General features: G+C 69.6%; 11 protein-coding genes and 2 tRNA genes. 8 read left to right on the plus strand and 5 right to left on the minus strand.

Annotated elements, in window-relative coordinates:
* The first annotated feature begins 78 nt into the window (after window positions 1-78).
* The gene (gene mnmD / locus C996_RS0104950) at window positions 79-1,884 is read left to right on the plus strand and encodes a tRNA (5-methylaminomethyl-2-thiouridine)(34)-methyltransferase MnmD (protein WP_018866348.1); all 1,806 of its coding nucleotides are present in this window, start codon (window positions 79-81) and stop codon (window positions 1,882-1,884) included.
* Here the strand turns inward: mnmD and C996_RS0104955 are convergent.
* The 4 genes from C996_RS0104955 to C996_RS0104970 all read right to left on the minus strand — a co-directional run bounded on the left by C996_RS0104955 (window position 1,854) and on the right by C996_RS0104970 (window position 7,065).
* Entirely contained in the window at window positions 1,854-4,016 is a 2,163-nt protein-coding gene (locus C996_RS0104955) for a diguanylate cyclase (RefSeq protein ID WP_018866349.1), read from the minus strand. The genes mnmD and C996_RS0104955 overlap by 31 nt on opposite strands.
* Window positions 4,017-4,350: 334 nt before the next feature.
* A tRNA-Leu gene (locus C996_RS0104960) sits at window positions 4,351-4,437 on the minus strand.
* A 56-nt stretch (window positions 4,438-4,493) separates the two neighbouring features.
* Window positions 4,494-6,461 (minus strand): M48 family metallopeptidase, encoded by a 1,968-nt coding sequence (locus C996_RS0104965; RefSeq protein ID WP_018866350.1) that lies wholly within the window; start codon window positions 6,459-6,461, stop codon window positions 4,494-4,496.
* 13 nt (window positions 6,462-6,474) lie between these two features.
* The gene (locus C996_RS0104970) at window positions 6,475-7,065 is read right to left on the minus strand and encodes a LemA family protein (protein ID WP_018866351.1); all 591 of its coding nucleotides are present in this window, start codon (window positions 7,063-7,065) and stop codon (window positions 6,475-6,477) included.
* Window positions 7,066-7,198: 133 nt separating this feature from the next.
* Here C996_RS0104970 and C996_RS0104975 point away from each other — a divergent pair, with 133 nt between their 5' ends.
* The 5 genes from C996_RS0104975 to C996_RS0104995 all read left to right on the plus strand — a co-directional run bounded on the left by C996_RS0104975 (window position 7,199) and on the right by C996_RS0104995 (window position 10,461).
* Complete coding sequence (locus C996_RS0104975) at window positions 7,199-8,041, plus strand: motility protein A (RefSeq protein ID WP_018866352.1); 843 nt, start codon at window positions 7,199-7,201, stop codon at window positions 8,039-8,041.
* A gap of 3 nt (window positions 8,042-8,044) precedes the next feature.
* Window positions 8,045-8,857 (plus strand): OmpA family protein, encoded by an 813-nt coding sequence (locus tag C996_RS0104980; RefSeq protein WP_018866353.1) that lies wholly within the window; start codon window positions 8,045-8,047, stop codon window positions 8,855-8,857.
* A gap of 101 nt (window positions 8,858-8,958) precedes the next feature.
* Entirely contained in the window at window positions 8,959-9,876 is a 918-nt protein-coding gene (locus C996_RS0104985) for an HPP family protein (protein ID WP_018866354.1), read from the plus strand.
* Window positions 9,877-9,992: 116 nt separating this feature from the next.
* Window positions 9,993-10,069, plus strand: a tRNA-Arg gene (locus C996_RS0104990).
* Between the two features lie 65 nt (window positions 10,070-10,134).
* Window positions 10,135-10,461, plus strand: a complete 327-nt coding sequence (locus tag C996_RS0104995; RefSeq protein ID WP_018866355.1) for a hypothetical protein — start codon at window positions 10,135-10,137, stop codon at window positions 10,459-10,461.
* 15 nt (window positions 10,462-10,476) lie between these two features.
* Here C996_RS0104995 and C996_RS0105000 read toward each other — a convergent pair whose 3' ends face one another.
* Window positions 10,477-11,169, minus strand: coding sequence for an arylesterase (locus tag C996_RS0105000; protein WP_018866356.1), 693 nt, complete (start codon window positions 11,167-11,169; stop codon window positions 10,477-10,479).
* Here C996_RS0105000 and C996_RS0105005 point away from each other — a divergent pair.
* Complete coding sequence (locus tag C996_RS0105005) at window positions 11,168-11,878, plus strand: ABC transporter ATP-binding protein (RefSeq protein WP_018866357.1); 711 nt, start codon at window positions 11,168-11,170, stop codon at window positions 11,876-11,878. The two genes, C996_RS0105000 and C996_RS0105005, sit on opposite strands and share 2 nt — an antisense overlap.
* Window positions 11,875-14,409, plus strand: coding sequence for an ABC transporter permease (locus C996_RS0105010; RefSeq protein ID WP_018866358.1), 2,535 nt, complete (start codon window positions 11,875-11,877; stop codon window positions 14,407-14,409). The genes C996_RS0105005 and C996_RS0105010 overlap by 4 nt, the downstream gene beginning before the upstream one ends.
* The last annotated feature ends 12 nt before the right edge of the window (window positions 14,410-14,421 follow it).

Consider the following 14,421-nt stretch of genomic DNA (forward strand, 5'->3'; position numbering starts at 1 on the left):
CGGGGTCCTGATTGCGTGGTGGCCTCCTCTCCCTTGTCTCCCCTGCTCGACTGGGCGCGTCTTGACTGGCGCGACGGCATGCCCTTTGCTGTCGACTACGGCGACGGCTATTTTGGATCGCGCCAGCCGCGCGCAGAAGCGCAAGAGGTCTTCCTCGAGGCCAACAGCCTGCCGGAGCGGTTCTCCGGCTGCCGCCACTTCGCGATCGGTGAAACCGGCTTCGGCACCGGGCTGAACCTGCTGCTGGCGCTGGAGCAATGGCGCCGGCACGCCCCGTCGGATGCCTTCCTCTCACTGCTCAGCCTGGAGGCACACCCCCTTTCGCCGGAGGACCTCGCCACCCTGCACCAACACCTCGGGCTCGACGATGCCGACAGCCGCGCCCTGCGCGCGCAGTACCCGCCCCCGGTACCGGGACTGCACCGGATCGAATTCCCCGGGGCGCGCGCCACCCTGACCCTGGGCCTGGGCGACGCCGCGCCAATGCTTGCGGGCGTGCGCGGCCGGATCGATGCCTGGTTCCTGGACGGCTTCGCGCCGCGCAGCAATCCCGCGTTGTGGAACACCGGCGTTTTTCGCCAGATCGCCCGGCTGTCCGCGCCCGGCGCCACGTTCGGCACCTACACCGCCGCGGGCCAGGTCCGGCGCGATCTGGAGGGTGTCGGATTTACGGTCCGGCGCGTCCCGGGCCACGGACGCAAGCGCGAGCGCCTGACCGGGGCCTTCCACGCGCCGTCCGCCGAACCGGCGACGCCGGCACCGCAGGCGCCCCGCCACGTGGCCGTCGTCGGGGCCGGACTGGCCGGGCTGTCCAGCGCGCACGCGCTGGAACGTCGCGGCATCCGCACCACCCTGTTCGACCCCGCCGGGGTCGCCGGTGGTGCGTCCGGCAACCCGGCCGCCGTACTGCTGCCCAACCTGCACCCGCGCGATGCCGACCTGAACCGCCTGGCCCTGGCCGGGATGCGCAGGACCCGGACCCTGATCAACGAACTGGAGGCCCATACGGGGGAAGTATTGCGGCTGGCCTCCGGCGTCGCCTTCCACGGCATCAGCGCCCACGGGAAGAAACGGGTGACCCGTCTGCTCAAGGCCGGCAGCGAAGCGACCGGGCTGCTCTTTGATCCGGCGGGCCCGGGATGCACCGACGCCCCGCATCTGTACTACCCCGAGGGCCTGGCGGTGGATATGGCCGCTCTTTGTCGTGCCCTTGCCGGCACCCTGCCGGCGCCCCGCGCAGAGGCTGTCACGCACATCCACCTGACTCCCGGCCAAGACGCAGTGCAACTGGAGACGGAGTACGGCCGGGAGTCATTCGATGCCGTCGTGCTGGCCAATGGCGCCGGTCAGGGGGCGCCCCTGAGCCCCGAACACGGGGCGGTCTCGACGGTCACCGGCCAGATGACCCGAGTGGCGGCCACCCTGCCCGACTGGGGCGGGTTCGTCGCCACCGGACAGGGCTACTGCATCCCGTCCCCCGACCAAACAGCATGGATCGGCGCGACCTACCGGCGCACGCAAGGCCCCGGCATCCGTCAGGCCGACACGCTCCTGGCTACGGACGACGCGGCGAACCTTCGCCACCTGGCCTGGGTGCCCGGCCTGGACGATCCCGCCACCCAGGTCCTGGACCACTGGGCCGGCGAACGGGCGGTGGTCCGCGATCGCCTGCCCTTGGTCGGGCCCAGCCGAATGGACGCGCGCGGCCGCGTCCAGCTCAACCTCGCGCATGGCTCACGCGGCCTGCTGTACGCACCCCTGGCCGCCGAGTGGCTGGCCGACCATTGGCTGGGCCTCATCGAACCCCTGGAGACCACTACCGCCGCGCGGCTGGACCCAGCCCGACACGCGGGTCAGGCCCCGGGAGCCTCCGACGAGGCGTAGGCCACATCGTTGCGGCCCGCCGCCTTCACCCGGTACATCGCGTGATCCGCGGCCATCATCAGGTCGGCGAGCCGCTGTCCGTCACCCGGATAGAAGGCGACGCCGATGCTGCATGACAGGCTCACCTCCACCGTATCCATATGCCCGGGGTGCAGCTCAAAGGGCTCACGGAAGGCCTCTTGCAGCCGCTCGACCAGCCGCGTTGCCTCCTCCGCGTGGTGCAGCGGGGCACTCAATACGATGAACTCGTCCCCGCCCAGGCGAACCAGCAGGTCATCCGTGCGCAGGCTGCCGGCCAGACGCCTGGCGAGCAGCCGCAGCAACTCGTCGCCCACCGCGTGGCCATACTGATCGTTCACCGGCTTGAAGCGATCCAGGTCGATGAACAGCAGCGCCAGCTGACCCTCCTTGCGGTCGGCCCGGGCTGCCAGGCGGGGAAACGCGCGGTCCAGCGCGGCCCGGTTCGCGGTGCCGGTCAGCGGGTCCTCCCACGCGAGCGCCTGCATGCGCTCCTCCAGCTGCTTGCGCTCGGTCACGTCCAGGGCATGCCAGACCACGGCCGCGGAACCCTCGAACGGCGTGTGAATCGGACGGACCCGCGCCTCGTACCAACGCGTCTCGTCCGCTGCCACCCCCGGCTCGCCCGCATGGAACGCACTGGCCTGCAGACGGTACTCGAGTTCCTGCATCGCCCCCTCGCGCAGGGCCCTTTGCACGATATCGGAGAACCGCTCCGCCACCTCGGGGGGTAACAACTCGGCCAGGGTATGCCCCACGGCCGTGGTGTGCGGGTCGCGGCCATGGCGCGCCTCGCCGAACACCCGCCGCACCAGCCCGGACGCATCGATCACCAGGGCATCGCCGGGCATGGCCTCGAACAGGGCGTCCTGGAGGTCCCGCGCCTCGCTCAGGGCATTGAACAGCATGCGATTCTCGTGCACGTCGACGAAGCTCAGCAGACAGGCCCGCTGCCCGTCCCAGTCGATCGGCACCCAGCGCAACAGATGAAAACGCTGATCCCCGTCCGCAGCCTTCACACGGATCTCGCGCCCCCGGGGCTCCTCCGGCACCGCGGCGCGGGTGAAATCGAGATCGGGGGGCAGACGCGGACGATCCGCCGGATGGATCACATCCAGTGTGGCCAGGGCCTGCCCGGGGTTCGGCGACACCCCGGTCATGCGCGCGAAGGCCGGGTTGGCCCACAGAACGCGCCGCCCGGCGACGACCAGCGTCGCGTCCTCCAGACGGTTGACCAGGGCCTGGTAGCGGCCCAGGGCCTCGCGGCGCTGCCGCATCCCCTGCCCAATGCGGAAGGTATATCCGCTGACCGCCATCAGGCCCACTGCGCCCAGGACCCACCAGGCGGCGGGGCGGGCCGTGGCGGACGGGCTGGGGACCGGCTTTGCCAGCAGCCGCCACTGCCCCCCGGCAAACGTCACATCGAGCTGCAATGGCGCCGATTCGACATCGAGCGCCTGCGGGTTGTAGAACACCTCGCCCTCGGCACCGGCCCCGTCGCGGCCGCGCAGGGCTAGCTTCAGGCGCTCCGAGCCGGGTACCAACCCGGCCTGTCGCAGCAGGGTGTCGAAATCGAGCGCGATGCTCGACAGGCTCCACGGGTTGGCGGCACCCGACACGTCCTCGTCCTCAGCTTCGGTCAGGACCGGCGCCCGCACCAGCAGCCCGCGGCCGCCCTGGGCCAGCGGCCAGGGCCCGGCGACCACGGTCTCGCGGCTCTCCAGCACGCGATGGAAGGACGCGGACTGCTGGGGATGCTCGGCCAGGTTGAGCCCAATCGCGCCCTCGTTACCGGCCCGTGGGTAGACCAGCTCCAGCACCTCGCCGCGTGCCAGCGTCAGCGACCGGATCAGATCGGGTTGCCCCCGGTAAAGCCGTTCCGCGGCGCGGGCGAACTCCTCCTCGTTCAACTCCGGATGGACGTAGGCGTAGGCCGCCAGCCCGATGGTGGCGTGCACCGACGCATTCAGCACGCTCTCCAGGCGGGAGCGCAGGCTGTTCGCCTCGGTCGCGAGCGACTGCTCATAACGATCGGCCATCTGCTGCTTCCAGCCCTGATCGATGGCCAGAAAAAGCAGGGCGAACAGCAGCGCCGCGAACAGCGCGGCCACCATCGGGCCCCGCACATACGGTTCGGTGGTGCGGACCCGCGACGACGAAGCGCTGTCACGGGCGGCGTTTTGGGCATCGGAAGCTTCCGAGGTGTCCGGTGGTGGGCTCATGCCGGGTCTTTTGCGGGCGCACAGGGTTCTACTATGCGCCAACGGGGGGCAAACCGAAACGGCTCCGGAAATGCCCCGCTGACGCCCCGCTCACACGGGCCAACCCGGCCCCCGCATGAAGCGGCCGGGCGCTCGCCCGTACGTGGGCGGGTTGGCCGCCGGTCCAGCGACCACTGCTCGCTCGGCACCGTGGCCAAGGGGCCCGCCGAGCGGAACGATCTGGGATTGGTGGGGACGGCCGGAATCGAACCGGCACGGCCTTGCGGCCAGCGGATTTTAAGTCCGATGCGTCTACCAGTTCCGCCACGCCCCCGGAGCCGCCGCATCATACCGTGCGTGCCACGATGCCGCACCCGAACCCGGCGGAGCCTACTCCGCTTCCGCGGCCGGCATCTCCGCGACTGGCAACGGCACGTGCAGGGACGCCGCGATCGCCCGGAGGAGCTCGACCTCGGCGATCACCGTCTGCCCGCCATGGGTGATGGTGGCGAGCATTGCCGTGACCAGCCTTTGCTTGTCGGCCGGACGCAGTGCGTCCAGCGCCTCCAGGGCGCGATCGAGCTCATCCGCCCAGGCCGCCGCGTCCGCAGCGGCCTCCAGGGCCGTATCCAACACGTCTTTCGCCGGATCTGCGATGTCCAGGGCGACATGGCCCGCCCGCAGCGCCTCGCGCGCGGCCTCGAAGTCCTCCGGATGACCGTGATGGGCGAGCACGGCCAGCACACTTCGCGCATGGCGTTCGTGGCGTTCCAGCCGATCCCGTCCACCCGGGCGGGCGCGGGCCGGCTGATCGAGGTCGCGCAGCTGGCGCCGCAGGAGCCGGCCGGTGGCGTATTCGAAGGCCGACACCCGGCCGTCGGCCCGGACCAGTTCGTCGATCAGCGCCTCCAGCGCCTGGCGCTCCTCCGACGGACGGTGGCGCACGGGCGGGAAGCTCATCTCCAGCAGCGGGATGCGCAGGTCCGGCCGCAGGTGCGGCGCAGCGTCCAGCAAGGTACGCACACGCGACTCGCTCTCTCCGCCCCGCTTCGCGGCGATCCGCAGCAATTGGTGATCCCGCACCTCGGGGTCGGCGCTGATCAGCAGATAGAGCAGCACCTCCACGGCCCAGGCATCGGAATGCGCGGCGCGCTCCAGTGGTCCCGGCATCGCCGCGACCAACAGTCCGGCGCCCAGGATCTGTGCCAGGCCCGGATCCCCGATGTTCTCCATCAGGCGTTCCGGATTCAGCAGCATATTGCCCGACTCGCGCGGCTGTTCGCGCTCGCGCGCCTCCGCCTCGGCCTGCGCCTCCTGTTCCCTGCGACGGGTTTGCGCATCCCGCTCCATCTGTTCGCGGATGGTCTCCAGTTCTTCCGGCTGGAACCCGGGCTCGATGGCCTGGATGCGCCGCACCAGCGGCGGATGGGTCGCGAACATCTGGCCCAGGGCGCCGGAGGCGAACAGCATGTGCCCCACCTCCTCGGTATCGGCGCGCAACGCAGTGTGTCCGGCCCCGATCTTCTTCAGGGCACCGGCAATGCCGGACGGCTGACGCGTGAACTGCACCGCCGAGGCATCGGCCAGGTACTCCCGCTGGCGCGAGACCGAGGCGCGAATCCAGCGCCCGAAAAACAGCCCGATATAGCCCACCACCATCAACGCCAGACCCGCCGCAACAATGCCCCCGGCGTTGCGGTTGTTGCGCGACAGGCGCATGGCCAGCAGCACGCGCTGCCCGATGAGCGCCATCACCAGGATCCCGAACAACATCCCCATCAGGCGGATATTCAGGCGCATATCGCCGTTCAGGACATGCCCGAACTCGTGCGCCACCACCCCCTGCAGTTCGTCGCGATCCAGCTGTTCCAGGGCCCCGCGCGTGACGGCAATGGCCGCGTCGTCCGGCGAGTACCCCGCGGCAAACGCGTTGATACCGGCCTCCTGCTCCAGCACATAGACCTCCGGCACGGGCACGCCGGAGGCGATCGCGATCTCCTCGACCACATTCATCAGGCGCCGCCGCAACGGGTCGCGGGTATCGCCGTCCACCCGGGTGCCACCCAGCTCGCGGGCCACGGCCCCGCCGCCATCGCGCAGCCCCAGGGTGCGATAGAGGCTGCCGACCCCGATCAGCCCGATCGTCAGCACGCTGGTCCAGACCATCACCTCGACGTTGCGCGCCAGAAATTCCCGGGTCAGCCAGGGTTCCCCCGCCGCCACCGGCTCGGCCTGCCCGAAAAGCACGAGCACAATGGCGTTCATCACCAGCACGATCGCCAGCACCGCCAGTCCGAACAGGAACAGCAACCAGCGGGTGCGTCGCTGGGCCCGGTCCTGATGCTCGAAGAAGTTCATATCGCCCGGGCCATCAGGAGAAATTCACCTCGACCGCCTCGCGCTTCTGCGGATCCTCGATCTCCAGGAGCTGCGCCGGACGGAAGCCCAGATTGTTGGCAATCAGGCTGTTCGGGAACATCTCGCGCAGGATGTTGTACTGCATGACCGCGTCATTGAAGGCCTGACGGGCATAGGCGACCCGGTTCTCGGTACTGGTGAGCTCCTCCGACAGCTGCATCATGTTCTGGTTAGCCTTCAGATCCGGATAGGCCTCCGACAGCGCAAACAGCCGCCCGAGGGCGCCGGACAGCCCCTGCTCCGAACTGGACAGCTTGCGCACGGCCTCCGCGTTGGTCGGGTCGCCGGCCACCTCCTGCAGGCTCTGCTGGGCCTGATTCCGGGCCTGGATGACCGCCTCCAGGGTATCCCGCTCGTGGCTCATGTAGCGCTCGGCGACCTTCACCAGATTGGGGATCAGGTCGTAGCGCCGGGTCAGCTGCACATCGATCTGGGCAAACGCGTTCTTGTACCGGTTGCGCGACGTGACCAGCCGGTTGTACGTCCATACCCCCCAGACCACCAGCAGGACCAGAATCGCCAGCACCACCCACTTCGTATCCATCGTGCAAAGCTCCTTTGCGGTTTACCCGGCCGAGTGTACGCGGCGGACGGGTCCCCCGCGAGAGGATTCTCGGGCGCAGACGGCAACCGCCGCCGTGCTTTATCCTTGCGCCAGGCCATCCTCGGAACCTCGCATGAATCTCTCCACCCTGCTCGGCATCCTCGGCAGCCTGCTGGTGTTCGGCAGTGTCATCGCGTTCTCCTCCCAGGACCTCGACGCCTTCCTGAACCTGCCGGGACTGGGGATCGTGGTGGGCGGCACCATTGCGGCCACCCTGATGAGCTACCCCTTCCACGAGGTCATGCGCGTCTTCCGCGCCGGGGCCAACGCGATCCGCGAGGAACGCTACGACGCCAGCCAGGACCTCGAGGAGATCGTGCAGGTCTCGCGCTACTGGTTCTCCCAGAACCTGCAGCGCATCCAGGACCGCCTGGACCAGATCCGCAACCCATTCCTGCGCACCGGCATCCAGCTGGTCATCGACGACACCCCGATGGACGACGTCTCCGACCTGCTGAACTGGCGCATGGCCCGCCTGCGCGCCCGCGAACAGGCCGACGCCCAGATGTTCCGGACCATGGCCACCTATGCCCCGGCCTTTGGCATGCTCGGCACCCTGATCGGGCTGATCAACCTGCTCCTGACGACCGAGAGCGACGATTTTACCGTGATCGCGGTCAACCTCGGCATCGCGCTGATCACCACCTTCTACGGCATCCTCCTGGCCAACCTGGTGTTTCGCCCCATCGCCATCAAGCTGGAGCGACGGACCGAGGAACGCGTGGTCCTCATGACCATGGTGCTGGAAGGCATCATGCTCATGCGCAAGGGCCGTTCGCCCGGATACATCCGCGAGACCCTGCGCTCGTTCATGGAGAACCACAGCGACGAAATCCGCCAGGCCGCCCCCACCAACGGGGACGAAGAACCCGCCGCGGACCCACGGGACCCGGACCCGTCGAACGAGCGTCGCTGAACCATGCCCGGCCCCGCCTACTCCACCTCGGAGCGCGCCGCGCTGCAGGCCGAAATGGACGCCCACGCGGCGACCCGCCCGGAACAGGCATTTCTCGCCTCCTACCCCGGCGAACGCCAGCGCGACGACGAACACGCCTGGATCCTCACCTACCTCGACGTGCTGACCCTGGTCATCGTCGTCTTCGTCATCCTGCTGACCTTCATGGACCCGCGCGACGACGATCCCCGCGCGGTGTCCGCCAGCCCCGTCGCGCTGGCCCATCCCGACCGCAGCGCGCTGGTCGAGCCCCTGGTCCACCCCACGCTGCTCGGTCTTGCCGACCTCGACGACAGCGTCGCCGAGGACCCGGCGCCCCCCGAAACGTCCGCCGAAACAACCGGAACCGGCGCCGATGCCGATCAACTGCGGGATCGGGCCCCGGAGGGGGTCGATATCGTCGAGCAACCCGGCCGTCTGGAACTGCGCATCCGCGACGAGATCCTGTTCGCCACCGCCCAGGCCGATCTGCGTTCGGACGGCGCAACGCTCCTGGAAGGACTGCTGACCATCCTGGCGGACCACCCGGGCCTCATCACCGTAGAGGGGCACACCGACAACGTCCCCATCGCGACCGAGCGCTTCCCCTCCAACTGGGAACTGTCCGCGGCGCGCGCCAGCAGCGTCGTGCGGCACCTGGTCGCGCAGGGGCTGGAGCCCTCGCGGCTGCGCGCGGTCGGGCGCGCCGACACGCTGCCGGTAGCCGGCAACGAGACACCGGGTGGGCGCGCCGAGAATCGTCGCGTGTCACTGATCCTGGAGGCCGAAGCGAACTGATACCCGACGCCCCACCCGCATTCCGCGAGCCCGCAGGGCCACTTGACGCCCGCGCGACCCCCATAGAAGATGCGCAACACTTGCACTTTAAGGAGGCTGGTGTGCGTACCGGACGCGGGTCCCTGCTGGGCGACTTCCTCGACACCACCAATCACTGGGACAAGCTCATTGCCCTGATGGGCGGGATGATCGGCCTTTACCTGTCGCTGGAGGTCGCCGCCTCGGTAACCGACAACGGCATCAACGGTCTGATCCTCGCCTCCCTCGGCGCCACCGCCGTCCTGCTGTTCGCCGCGCCGCATGCCGCCCTCTCGCAACCCTGGAACGTGCTCGGTGGTCATGGCGTTGCCGCCATCGTAGGGATACTGATACGCGACCTGCTGCCCCACCCCCTGCTGGCCGCCGCCGTCGCCGTGGGCCTCGCCATCTGGCTGATGCACTACCTGCGCTGCCTGCATCCCCCTGGCGGCGCCACGGCGCTCTATGCGGTCGTGGGCGGCGACTCGGTCACGGCCCTGGGACCGTGGTTCCTGCTGCACCCTGTGCTGACCAGTGTCGGGGTCATGCTGATGGTGGCCGTCATCATCAACTACCCGTTCCCCTGGCGCCGCTATCCCGCGAGCCTGACCCCGTCCCCCGAAAGCCCGGAACACAGCCCGCTGGCGGCCCTGGAGCGGGCCGGTCTCGGCCGCGAGGATCTCGAGCACGCCATGCGCGAGATGAACCTGTATCTGGATCTGACCGAGGACGATCTGGCACGCCTGTACCTGCTGGCCCGCCGCCATCACCAGCACCCCGACCCGATCACCCCGGAGGCCATCCAGCCCGGGGCCTGCTTCAGCAACGGCGGAACAGACGCCGACTGGGCGGTTCGCCGCGTGCTCCGGCGCGACGGGGCGCAGGTGATCTACCGCCACCTGGCGGGCCCCGAGGCCCCGGGTGAAGACCGCGCCAATCTGGACGACTTCCTCGCCTGGGCCCATCACCGGCTGGAGCCGGAATACGGCCCGGACGAGTAAGTGCGTTTGGGCCTCTACCTACCCGGCGCTTATACTCTCGCGCCAGGCGTAAGTCGGGTTAGGGTGATCGTCACGAGCGTGGCGGGATCGCGAAGCCCAGTCCGACAGGTTGCCAGGTCTCCGTAGCTCAGCTGGACAGAGCAGCCCCCTCCTAAGGGGCAGGTCGCAGGTTCGAATCCTGCCGGGGACACCATTTTCTCTCGCAGGCCGTCGGGATTCCCCCTAGCGCCGCGACCGCAACGGTCGTAAGGTAGGCCAATGGCCATGCTGACGACCGAACAGTCCAGCCGCATGATCGATCGCCTCGCCCCGCTGATCGGGATCCAGGGCGAAGTGGATGGCTGCATGGTGGAACTGGTCGAGGTCCTCGACGAAGGCCCGCGCGGGCTGCCCGGCGTGGCCCTGATGAGCATGGGCTCCCGGCGCAGCATCCAGGCCAACCAGTACGGCAATCCGCTCTGCCGGCACTCGGAGGTCCGCACCCTGTCCCTGCTGTCCGAGGTCGAGCGCGACCTGCATCCCGTCCTGCGGCAACTGCTTCCGGACAACGTTGTGGCGGAGTTGCGGGCGCTGCTGGCCGACTGAGGCGAATCGCGGGCTTTACCCGGCCGCGCGGTCACCGCGTGGCGGCTTGCGCGCCTCGGCGTCCTCCACCATGGGTTCCAGGCGTGGCCACACGGCATCCAGCAGGTGCGGCTGCGCCGCCTCGCTGGGGTGAATGCCGTCATCCATCAGCATGCCGTCCTCCAGCAGCACGTCCTCGAGAAAGAATGGCTCGAAGGCCAGATCCCGCGCGGCCGCCAGGTCGGCAAAGACCGCCTCGAAGCGTTCGGTGTAGCGCCGCCCGTAATTCGGCGGGATGCGGATGCCCAGCAGCAGGGTCTCGGCCCCTGCGGCGTCGATCGCGTCCACCATCGCCTCGAGGTTCTCGCGCATGGCCGACGGTGCCAGGCCCCGCAGGCCGTCATTGCCCCCGAGGGCCAGGATCACCAGGGCGGGGTCCATGCGCTCCAGTACCTCTGGCAGACGCGCCCGGCCGCCGGCTGTCGTGTCACCGCTGATGGAGACGTTTTCCACCACCCATTCCCGCTCGCGCTCGGCCAGGCGCTCTTCCAGAAGGGCCGGCCACCCGGCAGACTCCGGCATGCCATAGGCCGCACTCAACGAATCCCCGAACACCAGGATTCGCAGCGCCTCGGCGGAGCGATTTTCGTCTTCCGGGGAATTCCCGGGCGCGACGGGACTCCATAGCAACGCGATCAAGCCCATCACGACCAACGGAATACGCAACATGGATGCATCCTCGTCATATGTACTGGAGGCCCGGGACATCGAACAGCGGATCAGCGGACCCAGCGGGCCGCTGGACATCCTGCGCGGCATATCGCTGGCGGTCCAGGCCGGCGAGACGGTCGCGATCCTCGGCGCCTCCGGATCGGGCAAGTCCACCCTGCTCGGGCTCCTTGCAGGTCTGGACGCCCCGAGCGCGGGAGAAGTTCGCCTGCTGGGCCGGACCATCAGCGAACTGGACGAGGATGGCCGCGCCGCGTTGCGCGCCGGACGGGTCGGGTTCGTGTTCCAGTCCTTCCAGTTGCTCCCGGCGCTGACGGCCCTGGAGAACGCCCTGCTGCCGCTGGAGCTGAACCCGGCCCATGCCGGCGAAGATCAGGCCACCCTGAACCGCTGGGCCAGCCAGGCCCTGGAGCGCGTGGGCCTTGGCGAACGCGCCGCGCATTACCCGCACCAGCTTTCGGGGGGCGAGCAGCAACGGGTGGCCATTGCCCGCGCCATTGTCGACCACCCGGCGGTCCTGTTCGCCGACGAGCCCACCGGGAATCTCGACGGCAAGACCGGGCAGCGCATCATCGAGCTGCTGTTCGGCCTGGCCCGGCATCCGGACGGCGACGGGCCCGCCACCGCACTGGTGCTGGTGACCCATGATCCGGAACTGGCGGCGCAGTGCGACCGCATCATCTCCATTCAGGATGGCGTGCTGGCATGACGGCAAGCCACATCCATACCCGGGGTCAGGGCCGCAATCCCCTGCGCGCGCTGCTGCGCGGCACCTGGCGGGAATGGCGCTCCGCCGAACTGCGGGTACTGGCCGCGGCGCTGGTCGTCGCGGTCGCCGCGGTCGCCGCCGTCGGCTTCTTTACCGATCGCGTGGATCGCGGGATGGCCCAGCAGGCCACCGCCCTCCTCGGCGGTGATCTTGCGGTGGTCAGTGACAACCCGCTGCCGGCGGGCTGGCCCGACGAAGCCGCGAACCGCGGGCTGGACACGGCGCGCACCGCCTCGCTGCCCAGCGTGGTCTTTGGCAAGGACGACCAGTCGCGCCTGGCGGCCCTGCGCGCAGTCGAGCCCAGCTGGCCGTTGAAGGGCGAGGCCCGCACCCGCTCGGGACCGGACGGGGAGGAGCAACCGCGCGAACGCGGGCCGCAACCCGGTACTGCCTGGCTGGAATCCACCCTGCTCGAGGCGCTGGGACTGCAGGTCGGCGACCGGGTCGAGGTCGGTGACCTGGATCTGGAGGTCACCGGCATCCTCGCGCACGAACCCGACCGTGGCAGCAACCTGCTGGACATCGCGCCGCGCCTGATGCTCGCCTTCGACGACCTGGACGCCAGTGGACTGATCGGCCCCGGCAGCCGGGTGCGCTACGAGTTCTTTGCCGCCGGACCGAGTGCGGAGGTTGCCGCCTTCCGCGCCTGGCTGGGGGACGAACTGGAGGCCGGGGAACGCCTCCTGGGCCTGGACGATGCGAACCCGGAGCTGCGCACGGCCATCGAGCGCGCCGAGCGCTTCCTCGGGCTCGCTTCGCTGATGGCGGTGCTACTGGCCGGGGCCGCGATTGCCGTGGCGGCCCATCACTTCGCCCAGCGCCGCGCCGATCCGGCGGCCGTGATGCGCGCCCTGGGCGCCAGGGGCCGCCGGGTCCTGCTGACCTACTTCGGCCGGGTGGTGCTGGTCGCCCTGCTGGCCAGCGCTGTCGGGCTCGCCATCGGCTTCGCCGCGCAGTTCGTCCTCGCGTCCCTGCTCGGCGGCTGGCTTGACGGGGATCTCCCTCCTCCGGGGGCGCGGCCACTGGTCGCCGGCCTGGGCGTGGGACTGATTACCGCCGTTGGCTTCGCCCTCCCCGCGCTGTTGCGCATTGGCCAGGTCTCGCCGCTGCGCGTCCTGCGCCGCGATCTGGGCCTGCCGCCCACCTCGGTATGGCTCTCCGGCGCCCTCGCACTGCTCGCCTTCGGCGGCCTACTCTACTGGCAGGCCGCCGACCCGCAACTCGCCGCCTGGGTCCTGATCGGCACCGCGGTGGCCATCGCGTTGCTGGCCGTCCTCGGGATGGGGCTGGTGCTCGCCCTGAGGCCTCTGCGCAACCGCGGCGGCATGGCCCTGCGCTTCGGGCTGGCCAACCTGTCCCGGCGCGGCGGCCTCAGCGCGGTGCAACTGGTGGCCTTCAGTGTCGGGATCCTGGCCCTGCTGCTGCTGGCGATCGTGCGCGTCGACCTGCTGGAGGCCTGGGATGCCAGCATCCCGGAGGACGCCCCCAACCAGTTCTTCATCAACATCCAGCCGGGCCAGGAGCAGGCCTTCGCCGACCGGGTCGAGGCGGCCGGCCTCGAACGCCCGCAACTCGACCCGATGATCCGCGGCCGCCTGATCGAGATCAACGACGAACGCGTTCATCCGCAGGATTTTGACGATGATCGCGACCGAAGACTGGTGGATCGCGAATTCAACCTGTCGTATGCGCACACCCCGCCGGCGCACAATCGCATCGCCGACGGACACTGGTTCGGCGAGGCCGGGCAGGATCCCGACCGGGGCTGGTCGGTGGAGGCCGGACTCATGGAACGCTTCGACCTGGCACTGGGCGACTACCTGACGTTCCGGGTCGGGGGGCAGCCCATCCGCAGTCCGATCACCAGCGTCCGCGAGGTCGACTGGGACAGCTTCCAGGTGAATTTCTTCGTCATCGGCCCGCCTCCGCTGCTGGACCAGCAGCCCCGGACCTTCATCACGGCCATGCACGTGCCCGAAGACCAGCGCAGCGCCCAGAACCAGTGGCTGCGAGAGTTCCCCGCGGTATCGGCCATCGACGTGAGCGCCATCCTCGCGCAGGTCCGCGATGTGATGGACCAGGCCACGCGGGCGGTCGAATACGTCTTCCTGTTCACCCTGATCGCCGGGCTGACCGTGCTCTACGCCGCGGTCCAGGCCACCCGCGACGTCCGACGACGGGAGGCCGCCCTGCTGCGCACCCTCGGGGCACGTCGCGACCACATTCGCAACGGCTTGCTGGCGGAATTCGGGACCCTGGGCCTGCTGGCCGGGCTGCTCGCGGCCGTGATCGCCACGGCAGTGGGCGCCCTGCTCGCCTGGCAGGTGTTCGAGTTCGACTACAGCGTCAATCCCCTGACCTTCGTCTACGGGATCGGGGGCGGTACGCTGGGGATCGCCCTGGCCGGCTGGCTGGGGACGCGCCGGGTGCTGGACCAGGCCCCGCTGGCGGTGCTGCGCGGCCCGGAATAAGCCGAGCCGGGG

Origin of the sequence: Thioalkalivibrio sp. ALE25, assembly GCF_000377285.1 — a bacterium.
In the GTDB taxonomy this organism is placed as follows: Bacteria; Pseudomonadota; Gammaproteobacteria; order Ectothiorhodospirales; family Ectothiorhodospiraceae; genus Thioalkalivibrio.

Bases quoted from the DNA above. Each gene is read 5' to 3' on its own strand.
- mnmD (WP_018866348.1), top strand. From the start codon at position 79: ATGCCCTTTGCTGTCGACTACGGCGACGGCTATTTTGGATCGCGCCAG.
- C996_RS0104955 (WP_018866349.1), bottom strand. From the start codon at position 4,016: ATGGTGGCCGCGCTGTTCGCGGCGCTGCTGTTCGCCCTGCTTTTTCTG.
- C996_RS0104965 (WP_018866350.1), bottom strand. From the start codon at position 6,461: ATGAACTTCTTCGAGCATCAGGACCGGGCCCAGCGACGCACCCGCTGG.
- C996_RS0104970 (WP_018866351.1), bottom strand. From the start codon at position 7,065: ATGGATACGAAGTGGGTGGTGCTGGCGATTCTGGTCCTGCTGGTGGTC.
- C996_RS0104975 (WP_018866352.1), top strand. From the start codon at position 7,199: ATGAATCTCTCCACCCTGCTCGGCATCCTCGGCAGCCTGCTGGTGTTC.
- C996_RS0104980 (WP_018866353.1), top strand. From the start codon at position 8,045: ATGCCCGGCCCCGCCTACTCCACCTCGGAGCGCGCCGCGCTGCAGGCC.
- C996_RS0104995 (WP_018866355.1), top strand. From the start codon at position 10,135: ATGGCCATGCTGACGACCGAACAGTCCAGCCGCATGATCGATCGCCTC.
- C996_RS0105005 (WP_018866357.1), top strand. From the start codon at position 11,168: ATGGATGCATCCTCGTCATATGTACTGGAGGCCCGGGACATCGAACAG.
- C996_RS0105000 (WP_018866356.1), bottom strand. From the start codon at position 11,169: ATGTTGCGTATTCCGTTGGTCGTGATGGGCTTGATCGCGTTGCTATGG.
- C996_RS0105010 (WP_018866358.1), top strand. From the start codon at position 11,875: ATGACGGCAAGCCACATCCATACCCGGGGTCAGGGCCGCAATCCCCTG.